The sequence below is a fragment of the Halobaculum saliterrae genome, from assembly GCF_009831625.1.
Taxonomy (GTDB): domain Archaea; phylum Halobacteriota; class Halobacteria; order Halobacteriales; family Haloferacaceae; genus Halobaculum; species Halobaculum saliterrae.
The window spans coordinates 511,777-525,691 of the sequence record NZ_WUUS01000001.1; the positions used below are offsets into that span (position 1 = coordinate 511,777).

Annotated in this window: 11 protein-coding genes; 2 read left to right on the plus strand and 9 right to left on the minus strand. The window is 69.6% G+C overall.

The annotated features are described in order from the left end of the window. Positions 1 to 21: 21 nt before the first annotated feature. The 5 genes from GRX01_RS02550 to GRX01_RS19675 form a co-directional block, all read right to left on the minus strand. Positions 22 to 711 (minus strand): protein sorting system archaetidylserine decarboxylase, encoded by a 690-nt coding sequence (locus tag GRX01_RS02550; protein WP_321167873.1) that lies wholly within the window; start codon positions 709 to 711, stop codon positions 22 to 24. Next, positions 708 to 1,757: an AAA family ATPase gene (locus tag GRX01_RS02555; RefSeq protein ID WP_159663054.1), complete on the minus strand. Its 1,050-nt coding sequence runs from the start codon at positions 1,755 to 1,757 to the stop codon at positions 708 to 710. The genes GRX01_RS02550 and GRX01_RS02555 overlap by 4 nt, the downstream gene beginning before the upstream one ends. Before the next feature lie 220 nt (positions 1,758 to 1,977). After that, positions 1,978 to 2,271 carry a hypothetical protein gene (locus GRX01_RS02560; RefSeq protein ID WP_159663056.1) on the minus strand — a complete coding sequence of 98 codons (294 nt, stop codon included), beginning with the start codon at positions 2,269 to 2,271 and terminating at the stop codon, positions 1,978 to 1,980. A 13-nt stretch (positions 2,272 to 2,284) separates the two neighbouring features. Beyond that, on the minus strand, positions 2,285 to 2,809 hold the full coding sequence (locus GRX01_RS02565; protein WP_159663058.1) for a DoxX family protein: 525 nt from the start codon (positions 2,807 to 2,809) through the stop codon (positions 2,285 to 2,287). A 132-nt stretch (positions 2,810 to 2,941) separates the two neighbouring features. Next, positions 2,942 to 4,897, minus strand: a complete 1,956-nt coding sequence (locus tag GRX01_RS19675) for a DUF4382 domain-containing protein (RefSeq protein WP_159663060.1) — start codon at positions 4,895 to 4,897, stop codon at positions 2,942 to 2,944. A gap of 198 nt (positions 4,898 to 5,095) precedes the next feature. On the opposite strand from GRX01_RS19675, the gene rnz reads away from it, so the two are divergent. Together rnz and GRX01_RS02580 are read left to right on the plus strand one after the other, a co-directional pair. Further along, the gene (gene rnz / locus GRX01_RS02575; RefSeq protein WP_159663062.1) at positions 5,096 to 6,031 is read left to right on the plus strand and encodes a ribonuclease Z; all 936 of its coding nucleotides are present in this window, start codon (positions 5,096 to 5,098) and stop codon (positions 6,029 to 6,031) included. 43 nt (positions 6,032 to 6,074) lie between these two features. Beyond that, a complete protein-coding gene (locus GRX01_RS02580; protein WP_321167874.1) occupies positions 6,075 to 8,048 on the plus strand; it encodes a DUF460 domain-containing protein in 1,974 nt (657 codons plus the stop codon). Between the two features lie 483 nt (positions 8,049 to 8,531). On the opposite strand, the gene ilvA is transcribed toward GRX01_RS02580, so the two are convergent. From ilvA to pdhA, 4 genes are all read right to left on the minus strand, one after another. After that, positions 8,532 to 9,812: a threonine ammonia-lyase gene (gene ilvA / locus GRX01_RS02585; protein ID WP_159663066.1), complete on the minus strand. Its 1,281-nt coding sequence runs from the start codon at positions 9,810 to 9,812 to the stop codon at positions 8,532 to 8,534. A 71-nt stretch (positions 9,813 to 9,883) separates the two neighbouring features. Further along, positions 9,884 to 11,539, minus strand: coding sequence for a dihydrolipoamide acetyltransferase family protein (locus GRX01_RS02590; protein WP_159663068.1), 1,656 nt, complete (start codon positions 11,537 to 11,539; stop codon positions 9,884 to 9,886). Positions 11,540 to 11,542: 3 nt separating this feature from the next. Beyond that, a complete protein-coding gene (locus GRX01_RS02595; protein WP_159663070.1) occupies positions 11,543 to 12,544 on the minus strand; it encodes an alpha-ketoacid dehydrogenase subunit beta in 1,002 nt (333 codons plus the stop codon). A 4-nt stretch (positions 12,545 to 12,548) separates the two neighbouring features. Beyond that, the gene (pdhA, locus tag GRX01_RS02600; RefSeq protein ID WP_321167875.1) at positions 12,549 to 13,664 is read right to left on the minus strand and encodes a pyruvate dehydrogenase (acetyl-transferring) E1 component subunit alpha; all 1,116 of its coding nucleotides are present in this window, start codon (positions 13,662 to 13,664) and stop codon (positions 12,549 to 12,551) included. Positions 13,665 to 13,915: the final 251 nt, after the last annotated feature.

Sequence of the window (13,915 nt, forward strand, 5' to 3'; positions counted from 1 at the left end):
CGCGGCGGCGACGGCGGGTCGTCAGTCCCGTCGAGCGATCACGGACTCGCCCGCACGAACCGCCTCTCCCCGGCTCACACGGACGTTCTCGGCGGTGTAGCCGGACGGGAGCACCACGTCGGCCCGCGAGCCGAACGCGATGTAGCCGATCCGTGCGCCCCGTGTGACCGGGTCTCCAGGCGAAACGTAGGGGGTTATCCGGCGGGCGAACCAGCCCGCGATGAGCGCGCCGTCGACGTGCCCGGCGTCGCCGTCCGGCTCGGCGTCAGCTCCGTCTTCCGTGGCGTCGCCCGCCCCGCCGGCGTCTTCCCGCAGCGTGTACTCGAAGCGCTCGTTGCGCTCGGACTCCTTGACGAACGCCGGCCGGTGGGCGGCGCCGCGGTGGTCCAGCCGCGTCACTTCCCCGTCGGCGGGCGCGCGACAGACGTGCACGTCGAAGGGGCTCATGAACACGCCGACGCGGACGCGGTCGCCGTCCTCCCGGATCACCGAGACGTGTCCGTCGGCGGGGGCGAGGACCCCCTCGCCGGCGGGTTCGCGGTCGGGGTCGCGGTAGAAGTACGCCGAGAACGCCCCGACACCCAGCAGGAGCAGCCCCAGCGGCGGCACGAGGAACAGGAACGGGACCGCGAGCGCGAACGGGACGAACACGCGTCGCTCGCTTCCGGGGGCGAGATCCGGGATCGGGACGGCAGTCGGGATCGATATCACGCGTCCGCGGGGTCTCGCACGCCGGTCTCGGTCGTCGTCCGACCCGCACCCCACGCCGCGAGCAGGTGGGTGAGGTGGATGCGGTCGTCGCTCCCCTCCACGAGGTCGAGGTCGATCTCCCCGGCGAGGGCGTGAAGCCGCGCGACCGCCTCGGGGGAGGCCTCGGACTTCGAGCGCGCGACGCGGAGGATCTCCCGCAGGAGGTCGCCGCCCTCGTACCCCTCGTCGTGCAGGAGGTCGTCGAGCGTCGACCGAGCCTCCTTCAGGTCGCCCGTCCGTGCGGCCGACAGCGCCGAGCGGACCTCCTCGTCGGTCCCGACCTCGCCGAGCGTCTCGTAGGCGGCGCTCATCGTCACCTCGTCGTGTTCGACGGCGGTCGTCTGCGCCGAGAGGACCGCCTTTCGGAGGTCGCCGGCGGCCGCGCTGGCGACGAACTCCAGCCCGTCGTCGTCGTGAGCGACGCCCTCCGCCTCGCAGATCCCGCGGAGGACCTCGATCGTCTCGTCGGTCGCCGGCGCGCGCACGGGCACCGGGAAACACCGCGAGCGGATCGGCGGAATGAGCTTCGCGGGCTGGCGGGTCGCGATGACGAACTGCGTGGTCCGATGGTACTGCTCCATCACGCGGCGCAGCGCCTGCTGGAAGTCCTCGCGGATCGCCTCGGCGTTGTCCAGCAGGACCGTCTTGTACGTGCCCGACATCGGCGCGTTCGCCGCCGACTCCTTGAGTACGCGGTTGATCATGTCGCGTTTGGCCATCCGCGAGCGCCCCTCCAGGAACGAGGCGAAGCGGGGGTCCTCGCGGATCTCCTTCTTCGTTCGGCCGAAGAAGTCCGCGACGTTGATCTCGATGAGGTCGTTGTCGGGGTCGTCGTGGGCCGCCGCCGCGAGCGCGCGCACGGCGGCGGTCTTGCCCGATCCCGGCGGACCCTGCAGCACGAGGTTCATCGGCTCGTCCACCGCCCGAGAGAGCCGCTCGCGTACGTCCTCCTGCGGGAGGTCCGCGAGCTCGGGAGCGTGTGTGTCCGTCCACAGCGGGCCGTCCATTACCAGCCGATAGCGGTCCGGGCGGCTTGAACCCTACCGTTCGCGGGGGCGACGCTCCTCGGCGGGGTCAGACCGGGGAACGGCGCCGTCGCTGCGTGTCGAGCGTGTCACGAAAAGCGGCGGTCGGAAACCGGATCGACCCGCGCGGTCGACACGGCGGTGCTCGCGTCGCCCGCGGTCGGTTCGCGGGCGGTCGTCGTTCAGTCAGCGGTCACTTCCTTCAGTCAGCGGTCACTTCCCTCGGCGTCCGGTCGGCCGGAGCGTCGACCGTGATCGCCCGGTAGACGCCCCACAGCAGCAGGACGACCAGACCGAGGATCACCAGTCCGGTTCGGACCACGGGGTCAATGGCGGGAGTCGCGATCACCTCGCCCGCCTCGTTCGTCAGCGGAGCGGCCCCGTACGGCTGGCCCGCGAGAACCTCGATGAGGCCGAGGACCACGACGCCCAGCAGCATCAGGGCCGCGCCGACGGCCAGCGCGACCTTGTCGACGATGTCGAATTGTTGAGTCATGTGTGTCACCTCCTTAGCCGAGCAGGTACCGCAGTTTCGGGTTCGCCTTCACCAGTCCCGTCTTCTCGAGGATCCCGTCGAGGCCGTAGTACCGCCCGGCCCCGAGGACGATCATCGTGACGAACAGGAGCAGGCCCATGAAGTCGCTGTTGACGACCCCGTGGCCGAAGCCCGCGTTCCCGATCCAGAACAGGGTCATGAAGAACGCCCCGCCGAGCGCGGCGAGTCGGACGAACGCCCCGGCGATCAGCGCGAGCCCGATGAGCGTCTCGAACAGCGGGACGCCGGGCGCGATGAGCCACGCGAGGTTGTTCCCCATCCAGACCGGGATCGGTCCGAGGGCGGTCCCCGTCATCTCCTGCATGTACATCGGCCCGTACGTGAAGTTCAGGCCGTCCTCGATGAGCTTCGTCACGCCGGCGTGGAAGAACCACCAGCCGGTGATGACGCGCAGGAGCGCGATCCAGTACGCCGCGATCGGCCCGCCGACATCGAAGCCGAAGTTCTCGGCCAGCGGGTTGGTTTCCGAGTATGCCATGGGTCTCACCTCACAGATGTGAATTGGACGGCCGTTACGGTATAAACGAGAGGTGGTTCCCAATCGGTGAAAGCCGCCGAAAGTCGGCGCGAGCGTTGCCGTACTGCCTGATCGTTGATCGGCTATCGGCGCTCAGACCGCGGAAGCGCGTAGCGCCGCAGCGTCGGACTCGTCATCGGTCCCGTCAGCGTCGTCCCCGCCGGTCGTCTCGAACTCCCGCTCCAACTCGGCCTCGTCGTCGCCGGCGGTCACCTCGACCGTCAGCTCGGTCGCGTTGGCGTCGACCGCGAACGTGACCGTCCCGTTCACGTCAGTGCTGTACGTCTCGGTGGTCTCGTCGCCGTCGACCTCCTGCGTGACCTCGACCGTGGCGTTCTCGACGGTCGAACCGTTGCGCGTCACCTCGACGGTCGCGTTCTCGCCCGCGGTGACGTTCCCCGCGAACGAGGCGCTCAGATCGGCCGACTCGGACACCTCCTCGCTCTCCTCGGAGTCATCCTCCTCGGTCTCGAACTCGCGTTCGAGTTCCGCCTCGCCGTCGCCCGCGGTCGCCTCGACGCTCAGTTCGCTTGCGTTGGCGTCGACCGCGAACGTGACCGTTCCGTTCGCGTCGGTGGTGAGCGTCTCGGTGGTCTCCTCGCCGTCGACCTCCTGCGTGACCTCGACCGTGGCGTCCTCGACGGCCGAGCCGTTTCGCGTCACCTCGACGGTCGCGTTCTCGCCGGCCGTGACGTTCCCCACGAACGAGGCGTTCAGCTCGGCGGACGCCTCGTCGGAATCGTCGTCCGAGTCCGTCTCGTCGACGTCCTCGATGGGCACCTCGTCACTCGTACCGGACTCGCTCACGACCGGCTTGAGGATGTACTTCCCCGAGTTGCCGGCCTTGAACACCGACATGTCGTAGACGAAGTCGACCTCCTCGCCGTTGCCGACGGTGAACTCCTTGTTGAGCTGGAGCTTGCTCGACGGCAGCTTCACGTTCGCGGAGTCGCCGTTCTCAAGCGTCGCGTCGACCTCGTCGACGTAGACGAACACCTTCGTGTACGTGCCGTTGTCGACGCCGAAGGTGCCGAGCCTCGTGGCGTTCGTGCCCGGCAGCGTCGTCAGGTCGATCGTCCGGTCGTCGACGTCCTTCTCGACCCACCCGCCCGACTCGCCGCCGCGCTGGAGCCCGACCTTCGTCACGGTGACGTTGAGGTGGGCGAAGTCGCCCATGGCGTTCTCCTCGTCGCTGAGGTAGAAGTCCATCGAGGACTGCCCCGACGAGTCGTCGCCGGTGTCCTCGCCGCGGTCGGACTCGTCGTCGGACTCGGCCTCCTCCGTCTCGGTGGCGTCGTCCGACTCGTCCGCGTCGTCAGCGTCCTCGGCCTCCTCGCGCTCGTCGTCCTCGTCGACGTCGCGGATCTCGACCTCGTCGCTCGTGCCGGACTCGCCGGCGACCGGCTTGAGGATGTAGCCGTTTGGACCGCGCTCGAACACGGTCACGTCGAAGACGAAGTCGACCTCCTCGCCGTTGCCGACGGTGAACTCCTTGTTCAGTCGGAGCTTGTTCGACGGCAGCTTCACGTCCGCGGAGGAGCCGTCAGTGAGGGTACCCTCGACCGAACTGATCTCGACGGACACCTTCGTGTACGTGCCGTTGGGCACCGGAACCGACCCCAGCTTGGAGGCGTTCGCGCCCTGCAGCTCGGTCAGGTCGAGGGTGACGTTGTCGACCTCGTAGGTCACCTGCTCGCCCCCGTCATCCGCGTCGTCGGACTCGGGCGTCTCGGTCGGTTCGGTCGTCTCCGTCTCGTTCTCGTCGTCCGCGTCGCTGTCGTCGGACTCGGCGTCCTCGGTGTCGTCGGCGTCATCCGTGTCGGCCCGAACGAGCGTGACCTCGGTGATCGTGACGTTCAGGTGTTCGAACTGGTCGATCGCGTTCTGCTGGTCGCTGATGTAGAAGTTGACGGTCCCCCCGTCGTCCCCGCCGTCGGCGGTGCCGGCGTCGCCCCCGGAGGGCCCGGAGGGAACGCCGCCGGCGCAGCCGGCGAGGATCAACATCAGGGCCGCGGCGACGGCGGCCCAACCGGTCGTGTGTCGGGTCATTGCGATCGGTCGTTGCGCCCCCGGCGGCATATACCGGGACGGTCACAAACCCGAATTCTCCTGGATTCATCCGAATTAATCGCGGGACAGCGCAGGATTCAGTCACGCCCTGTCGGACCGACGGACGACGGGTGAACGGTCCCGCCGGGCGCACGCCGCTTCGACAGCGTTTCACCGTCGGCACTACCACTCCCGGGTATGATACGGGTCACCTTCCTCGGGACGAGCGGCGCGGTACCCACGGTGGCGCGTGCGCCGAGCGCGCTGTACCTGAACCGCGAGGGCGACGAGTTCCTCTTCGACTGCGGGGAGGGAACCCAGCGGCAGATGATGCGCTTCGGTACCGGCTTCGGCTTCTCGCACCTGTTCGTCACCCATCTCCACGGCGATCACGTGCTCGGGATCCCGGGGCTGATCCAGAGCCTCAGTTTCAACGATCGCGAGGCGCCGCTGGCGATCCACGGCCCGCCCGGGTCGAAGCGCCACCTCACGGAGCTGGTCCACGCCGCCGGCCACGACCCGAGCTTCCCGGTCACCGTCCACGAGGTCCGCCCGGGCGCCGTCGCCCTCGACCGCGAGGAGTACGAGATCCGGACGTTCGAGACGGACCACCGCACCTCCTCGGTCGGCTACGCGCTCGTCGAGGCCGACCGGAAGGGTCGGTTCGACCGCGAGAAGGCCGAGCGGGAACTGGACATCCCGCCCGGCCCCGCGTACGGCAAACTCCACGACGGCCAGCCGGTCGAGTTGGACGACGGTCGCGTCATCGAGCCCGAACAGGTGGTCGGCCCGCCGCGTCCCGGTCGGCGGATCGTCTACACCGGCGACACTCGCCCGGTCGACGCGACCGTCGAGGTCGCCGAGGGGGCGGACCTCCTCGTTCACGACGCGACGTTCCTCGACGAGGACGCAGAACGCGCCCGACAGACCGCCCACTCGACGGCCGTCGAGGCGGCCCGGATCGCCGACCGTGCGGGCGCGAAGCGACTCGCGCTCACTCACGTTTCCTCGCGATACGCGGGGCGAGCACGGAACCTGGAGCGAGAGGCGCGAGAGGCCTTCGACGGGGAGGCGTTCCTCCCCGATGACGGCGACGAGATCGAGGTTCCGTACCCCGAGACGGACGAGGAGTGACCCCGGCGCGGAGTTTTTACGCGCCAGCCGCCAACACGCGGCCGTGAACGCCCGGACGAGCGCGCTCGACTCCCTCGTGTTCGGGGTCGACATCCAGAGCGGCGACATCCGGGGCGACGCACCCTCCTACGCGCTCGTCGTCTTCGACGGCGAGTCGATCGAGCGGGACGTCGTCTCCCACCGAAAGCTCCGACGACGGATCGAGGCGGACGAGCCCGCCGTCATCGCCACCGACAACGCCTACGAGCTCGCCGCCGACAAGGACGACCTCGTCCGGTTCCTGCGTGCGCTCCCGCACGGGACCTCGCTCGTGCAGGTCACCGGCGCCGAGCGGCCGGAACCGCTCTCGCGGGTCGCCTCCCGCCACGGCGTCCCCTACGGCAAGAAGCCGATGCAGGAGGCGGAGGCGAGCGCCCGCCTCGCGGCCGCGAACGTCGGCTACGAGGTGACCGCCTTCACCGACACGACGACGGTGAAGGTGGCCCGCGGCCGCTCGACCGGAAAGGGCGGCTGGAGCCAGGACCGATACACGCGCCGTATCCACGGGAACGTGAAGCGGCAGGCCCGCGAGGTGGAGTCCGAGTTGGAGGACGCCGGCCTCGAGTACGAGGTCGACATCACCGAGAAGTACGGCGGCTACTCGAACGCCGTCTTCTCGGTGGCGGCGCGGCCGCAGGACATCCCCGTGAGCGCCCATCGATCGGGCGACACCCGCGTCGAGATCGAACGCGAGCGGCGCGACGGCATCGAGTTCGAGCCGCTGGTGAAGCGTCGCGACCGCGTGATCGTCGGCATCGACCCGGGGACGACGACCGCCGCCGCCGTCATCGGCCTCGACGGCACGGTGTTCGACGTGCACTCGACGCGGACCGCCGACACCGCCGAGGTGATCGAGTGGCTCGTCGAGCGCGGCCGCCCCGTCATCGTCGCCGCCGACGTGACGCCGATGCCCGAGACCGTCGAGACGTTCCGTCGGAGCTTCAACGCCGCCGGGTGGACCCCGGACAGCGACCTCCCGGTCGACGAGAAGCTCCACCGCACCCGCGACGAGTCGTACGACAACGACCACGAGCGCGACGCCCTCGCGGCGGCGCTGTTCGCGTTCGACAGCCACGAGGACCAGTTCGAGCGCGTCGGCCGGAAGGCGCCCGCCGGGATCGACCGCGCGGAGGTGATCGCCCGCGTCGTCGCCGACGAGCAGTCCGTGGAGGGCGCGCTTTCGGACCTGCGCGACGACGACGGCGAGGAGACCGAGGAGTCCGGACCGGAGCCGCGCGAACTCACCGACGAGGAGAAGCGCATCCGGGATCTGGAGTCGCAGGTCGACCGGCTCCAGTCGCACGTCGACGACCTCAAGGACGAACTCGACGGGAAGGAGGAAGAGATCGAGGAGTTGGAGGAGGAGCTGTCGGACGCCCGCCGGGAGGAGCGGCTGGAGGCCCGGCGCGACCGCGAGGTCACGCGGATCCGGCGCGAGAACAGTCGGCTGGAGCGCGAGCGCGACGAGGCCGAGGAGACGGTCGAGGAGCTGGAGGACAAGCTCGCGCGCATGAAGACGCTGTGGAAGCTGGATCACGACGACTTCGCGGACGTCTCGAAGGGGCGCGATCTGGTCCCCGTGAAGGCGGTCGAGCAGTTCACGAAGCGCGCGATCGAGCGCGCCGACGAACAGTACGGGCTCGCCGCCGGCGACGTGGTGTACCTCCGCGACGCCTCCGGCGCCGGGCGCACCACGGCCGAGCGGCTCGCGGAGACGGAGCCGCGGGTGATCCTGCGGAACGGGGGGCTCTCCGACGCCGCCGAGCGGGTGCTGTTCGACCACGAGATCCCCGTCGGTCCCGCCGACGACGTGACGATACAGGAGGTCGACGAGCTGGCGGTCGCCCGCGAGAGCGACGTGGAGGCGGTGATCGACGACTGGGAGGACCGCGCCGCGGCGCGGGAGCGCGAGCAGACCGAGGCGATGGTGGACGAGATCATCTCCGAACATCGGGCGGGCGAGGGCGAGCGAACGTAGTGAGCGAGCCCTCGAAGCGAACGGAGAGCGGAGCGACCCGTGAGCGGGCGAGGCCGAGTGAGTGAGCGGAGCGAACGTAGTGAGCGAGCCCTCGAAGCGAACGGGGAGCGGAGCGACCCGTGAGCGGGCGAGGCAGAGTGAGTGAGCGGAGCGAACGTAGTGAGCGAGCCCTCGAAGCGAGGAGATCCGTGGGCGGAGTGAGCGAATCGACTACCGATCACCCGCTCTCGAAACGGTCCGTCGCCGGCGACGCGACCGTACCCGACATGTCGACACCACTGAACGAGTCCGTCGAGCGTGAGCCGTCCGTAGGTCCGGCGTCAGTCGAGCGTCAGACAACCGAAAACGTCACTCGCGTTCACGGAGTTCATCGAATCGACAGACATCGCGGCGATTACCCCTTCGTTTCGACTGGAACGATAGTCAGTACCACGGGACGAGTAAACGTTCGCTCCGGTCGCGTCGCCGGCGAGGGCCGGTGGCTCAGTTGATCCGATCGACCTCGTAGTCGCGGTCGCGGATCGCATCGAGGAGCTGCCCGGCGTGCTCGCGGCCCGACGCCGCGACCTCGAAGACGAGATACGCCTCGCCGACGCGCAGGTCCTCGACGGCGCGGTCGTGGCGAACGTGGCGGACGTTGGCGCCGCGATCCGCCAGCACCGTCGAGAGCGTCGAGAGCTCGCCGGGTTCGTCCTCGATGCGGACGCGCAGACGGAGGAGCTGGTCGCGGTCGGTCATCGCGTGTTCGAGCACGGTGTCGAGCATCGACATGTCGATGTTGCCGCCACACAGCAGCGGGACGACCGTCTCGTCGGCCACGTCGATGCGGCCGGACAACAGCCCGGCGACGCTCGCGGCGCCGGCGCCCTCGACCAGTTGCTTGGCCCGTTGGAGGAGCGTGAGGATGGCGTGGGCGATCTCGTCGTCGCTGACGGTGACGACCTCGTCGACGTGGCGCTCGATCAGGTCGTAGGTGAGGTCGGCGACGCCGCCGGTGGCGATGCCGTCGGCGATGGTGCGGGTGTGCTCGCGGTCGACGGGCTCGCCCTTGTCGAGGCTGTCGGGCACGGTCGCGGCGTCCTCGGCCTGTACGCCGACGACGCGGACCTCGGGGGCGACCGACGCGAGCGCGGTGGCGACCCCCCCGATGAGCCCGCCGCCGCCGATGGGGACGATCACGGTGTCCAGATCGGGCACCTGTTCCGCGACTTCGAGGCCGAGCGTGCCCTGCCCGGCGACGATGGCGGGGTCGTCGTAGGCGTGGACGAAGACGGAGCCGGGCTCCTCGGCGAGGTCGCGGGCGTGCGCGACCGCAGCCTGGAACTCCCGGCCGTGGAGGACGACCTCCGCGCCGTAGCCGCGGGTCGCGTCGACCTTCGCCTGGGGGGCGTCCTCGGGCATCACGACGACGGCGGGGATGCCGGCGTTCGAGGCCGCGAGCGCGACGCCCTGGGCGTGGTTGCCGGCGCTGGCGGCGACGACGCGCTCCGCGTCGCCGTGCTCACGGCTCGCGTCGCTCGCCGTTCGCTCCGAGGGCTCACTCCGTTCACCCTCGCCCGCCTCAACGATCTCGTGGAGCTTGTTCGAGGCGCCGCGGGTCTTGAACGAGCCCGTGCGCTGCAGGTGCTCCATCTTGAGGCGCACGTCCGCGCCGCTCATCTCCGAGAGCGAGCGGGACCGCTCGACGGGCGTCTCGCGGACGATGTCGGGGTCGAACCGCTCGCGCGCCCGCCTGACGTCGGTGATCGTGACGGAGGAAGTCATTCGTTGCTGGCGGTGTCGCCGGCGCGGTGCAAAAGTTGCGCGGATCGGAAGCCGATGTGGGGAGAACCGAGCTACTCCAGCAGCAGCAGGCTCGGGTTCTCCAGCCGCTCCATCACGAAGTTCGTGAACTGCCCCGCCTCGGCGCCGTCGATGACGCGGTGGTCGATCGACAGCGACAGCGGGAGCGTGTGGGCCGCGCGGACCTCGCCGTCCTCGGCGACCGGTCGCTCGTCGATGGCGCCCAGCCCCATGATCGCCGTCTCCGGGTAGTTGATGATCGGCGTGGCGTACTCGCCGCCGATGGCGCCGAAGTTGGTGATCGTGAAGGTGCCGCCCTGCATCTCCTCGCGGGAGACCTTGCGCTCGCGAGCGCGCGAGGCGAGGTCGTTCACCTCCGCGGCGAGTTCGACGATCGACTTCTCGTCGACGTCCTTCACGACGGGGACCATCAGGCCCGCGTCGGTCGCGACGGCGATGCCGAGGTTGTACTCCTTCTTCAGGAGGATCTCCTCGTCGTCCTCGCGGAGTTCGGAGTTGAGGTACGGGAACTCCTTCAGCCCGGCCACGAGCGCCTTCATGACGAACGGCATGTAGCTGAGCTTCACGTCACGCTCGGCGGCGCGCTCCTTCAGGTCCGCGCGCACGTCGACTAGCTCGTCGACGACCGCCGTGTCGTGGTGGGTGACGTGTGGTGCCGTGTACTTCGAGTTCTCCATCTGCTGGCCGATGGTCCGGCGAACGCCGCGGTACGGCACCGACTCCGGCTCGCGTGAGGCGGACGCGCCGTTGCCCGCCGCGGCGGACCGGGCGGGCGCGTCCGCTCCGTCGCCGCCGGCCGCGGCTTCCTCGGCCTCGGCGGCCTTCGCTTCCTTCACCGCCTGCGCGTACCCCTCGACCTGCTCGGTCGTCACGAACGCCTCGCCGTCGCGCGTCTCGTCGGTCGGCACGTCGTCGAGGTCCACGCCGGCGTCCTCGGCGGCCTTGCGGGTCGCGGGAACCGCGAGCGTGCGGTCGCGCCCTGCGGCTTCGACGGACGAGGGCGCGGAACCGGCGGCGACCTCGGCGGTCGCTCCGTCGGCGTCGTCCCCGCCCTTCCGGGAGACGGCGGACTTCTTGCCGCCGATGTCGACCTGCTTCGGACCGGACGAGTCGCCGCCGGCGGCACCGGCGTCCTCGGACTCGCCCGTCTCCACGTGTGCGCGCACGTCGCCCTCGGTGACGCGGCCGCCGGGACCGCTCCCCTCGACGGCGGCGATGTCGACGCCGAGTTCCCGAGCGAGCCGGCGCGCGGACGGCGGCGCGAACACCCGGCCCGAGGACGGTTCGGGCGCCTCGTCCGTCGCTCCCGCGTCCGAGTCGGTCGTCGCCGGCTCGTCGGCTGTTGGCCCGTCGCTCGCCGCGTCGGCGTCGGTGTCGGCGGACGCCTCCGGGTCAGTCGCCGCCGGCTCCTCTCCGGCCGGCTCGCCGGATGCGTCGTCGCCCTCCTCGGGCACGTCGTACGTGACGATCACGTCGCCGACGGGGACCATCTGGCCCTCCTCCGCGTGCAGTTGCTTCACTGTCCCGTTGTACGGGGACGGCACCTCCACGAGCGCCTTGTCCGTCTCGACCTCGGCGACCGGCTGGTCCTCGGTGACCGTGTCGCCGGGGGCGACGAGCCAGTTGACGAGTTCCCCTTCGGCGACGCCCTCGCCGACGTCGGGGAGTTTGAACTCCTTCTCGGCCATGGGTCAGAACTCCGCGGCCTCCTTGATACCGTCGGCGACTCGCGCCGCGTTCGGCAGGTAGTAGTCCTCCAGCGCGTACAGCGGGTACGGCACGTCGTAGCCGGTGACGCGCTTGACCGGCGCCTCCTGATACAACAGCGCCTCCTCCTGGAGGGTCGCGGTGATCTCGCCCGCGAGCCCGCCGGTCTTGGGCGCCTCGTGGACGACGCACGCGCGGCCGGTCTTCTTGAACGACTCGACGATCGACTCCCGGTCCATCGGGGAGACGGTTCGCAGGTCGACGACCTCGGCGTCGATACCCTCCTCGGCCAGTTCCTCGGCGGCCTCCATGGTCGGCCGAGTCATGGCGCCGTAAGTGAACACGGACACGTCCGAGCCCTCCCGTCGGGTGACGGCCTCGCCGATCGGCACCTCGTAGTCGCCCTCGGGCACGTCGCCGCGGAAGGCGCGGTAGATGAGCTTCGGCTCCATGAAGACTACGGGGTCGGGGTCGCGGATCGCCGAGATGAGCAGCCCCTTCGTGTCGTACGGGGTCGAGGGGATGACCACCTTCAGCCCGGCCTCGTGGGTGTAGAACGCCTCCTTCGACTCCGAGTGGTGCTCGGGCGCGCGGATGCCGCCGCCGTAGGGCATGCGCAGCGTCATCGGGAGCGTGTAGCGGCTCCGCGAGCGCGTGCGCAGCCGGGCCATGTGACTCACGATCTGGTCGAACCCGGGGTAGGCGAACCCGGAGAACTGGATCTCGGGGACGGGTTTCAGCCCCATCGCGGCCATGCCGACGGCGGTGCCGATGATGCCCGACTCCGCCAGCGGCGTGTCGATGACGCGGTTCTCGCCGAACTCGTCGTACAAGCCTTCGGTCGCCCGGAAGACGCCGCCGTTCTTGCCGACGTCCTCGCCCATGACGAGGACGTCGTCGTCCAGTTCCATCTCGGTCGCGAGCGCGTCGCGGACCGACTGTACCAGCGTCAGGTTCTGCGTGGCCTCTTGCTCTTGCGTGCTCATGATATCACTCCTCCACGAACGCCTCGTCGCCGTACTCCTCGCGCAGTCTCGCGAACTCCTCGGCCTGTCGCCGCAGCTCCGGCGGCTGCTCGGCGAACACGTGCTCGAACATCGACTCCGGGTCGGGCCGCACGGTCGACTCGGCGGCGTCGATCGCGTCGGCGACCTCCTCGCGGACCGACTCCTCGACGGCGGCGACGCGCTCGTCGTCGAGGACGTCCTGATCCCGGAGGAACCGCTCCAGTCGAGGGATCGGGTCCTTCTTCTTCCACTCCTCGACCTCGGCGTCCTCGCGGTAGACGCTCGGGTCGTCGGCGGTCGTGTGGGCGCCGAAGCGGTACTGGACCGCCTCGATCAGCGTCGGGCGACGCTCCCCCTCGCCGGGGTTCTTGGCCTTCTCCAGCGCCTCCGTCGTCGCCTTGTACACCGCGAGCGGGTCCATCCCGTCGATCTGGACGCCCTCGAAGCCGTAGGCGACCGCCTTCTGTGCCAGCGTCTCGCTCGCGGTCTGCCGCTCTCGCGGGACCGAGATGGCCCACTGGTTGTTGTTGCAGAAGAACACGTTCGGCGTGTCGAACACGCCGGCGAAGTTCAGCCCCTCGTGGAAGTCGCCCTCGGAGGTGGCGCCGTCGCCGAAGTAGCAGAGGAACCCCGTGTCCGTCTCGCCGTCGCCCTTGAGTTTGTCCGCCCAGGCCATCCCCGTCGCGTGCGGGATCTGGCTCGCGATCGGGACGGCCGGCGTGAAGACGTTCGCGTCATCGGGAATGAGGCTTCCGCGCTCGTCGCCCATCCAGTACAGCAGCGTCTCCTTGAGCGACAGTCCGTGGACCATCGCGGCGCCGTGTTCGCGGTAGGACGGGACGAGCCAGTCGTCCTCGGCCAGCGCCATCGCTGAGCCGATCTGCGCACCCTCCTGACCGGACAGCGGCGGGTACGTTCCCATCCGCCCCTGTCGCTGGAGCGACACCGCCCGCTCGTCGAAGTGGCGGGCGAGTTTCATGTGGCGGTACATCGCGACGAACTCCTCCTCGGGGAGGTCCGGGACGTCGCCGACGACGCCGCCCTCGTCGTCGAGGACCTGAACCATTCCGTCGTCGGGGTCGCGCTCGAGCGTGCTCACGGTACCCACCTTCGCATACCAGAACGCTGTCCGCCCCGCCTGATAGTGTTTTCGTAAATAGTTTACTGTGAACAGAAATACTGCCAAGAATTGGCAGGGCGTCGACTGTCCCCCCGTCTTTCCGAACGCCCGTTCGTATCGATTCGCTGATTCCCGATACTGGTTTGCGAACGGCCGAAAAGGGGTCGTGATTCTTGACAATCGTTAATGGGGGCTCGAACGGTCGGGCGGGGATCCGTCGCGGCGGTCCG

Excerpts from the sequence above, each read along its gene's own strand:
- GRX01_RS19675 (WP_159663060.1), bottom strand. The coding sequence starts at position 4,897 with ATGACCCGACACACGACCGGTTGGGCCGCCGTCGCCGCGGCCCTGATG.
- GRX01_RS02560 (WP_159663056.1), bottom strand. The coding sequence starts at position 2,271 with ATGACTCAACAATTCGACATCGTCGACAAGGTCGCGCTGGCCGTCGGC.
- GRX01_RS02565 (WP_159663058.1), bottom strand. The coding sequence starts at position 2,809 with ATGGCATACTCGGAAACCAACCCGCTGGCCGAGAACTTCGGCTTCGAT.
- rnz (WP_159663062.1), top strand. The coding sequence starts at position 5,096 with ATGATACGGGTCACCTTCCTCGGGACGAGCGGCGCGGTACCCACGGTG.
- GRX01_RS02555 (WP_159663054.1), bottom strand. The coding sequence starts at position 1,757 with ATGGACGGCCCGCTGTGGACGGACACACACGCTCCCGAGCTCGCGGAC.
- GRX01_RS02590 (WP_159663068.1), bottom strand. The coding sequence starts at position 11,539 with ATGGCCGAGAAGGAGTTCAAACTCCCCGACGTCGGCGAGGGCGTCGCC.
- ilvA (WP_159663066.1), bottom strand. The coding sequence starts at position 9,812 with ATGACTTCCTCCGTCACGATCACCGACGTCAGGCGGGCGCGCGAGCGG.
- GRX01_RS02595 (WP_159663070.1), bottom strand. The coding sequence starts at position 12,544 with ATGAGCACGCAAGAGCAAGAGGCCACGCAGAACCTGACGCTGGTACAG.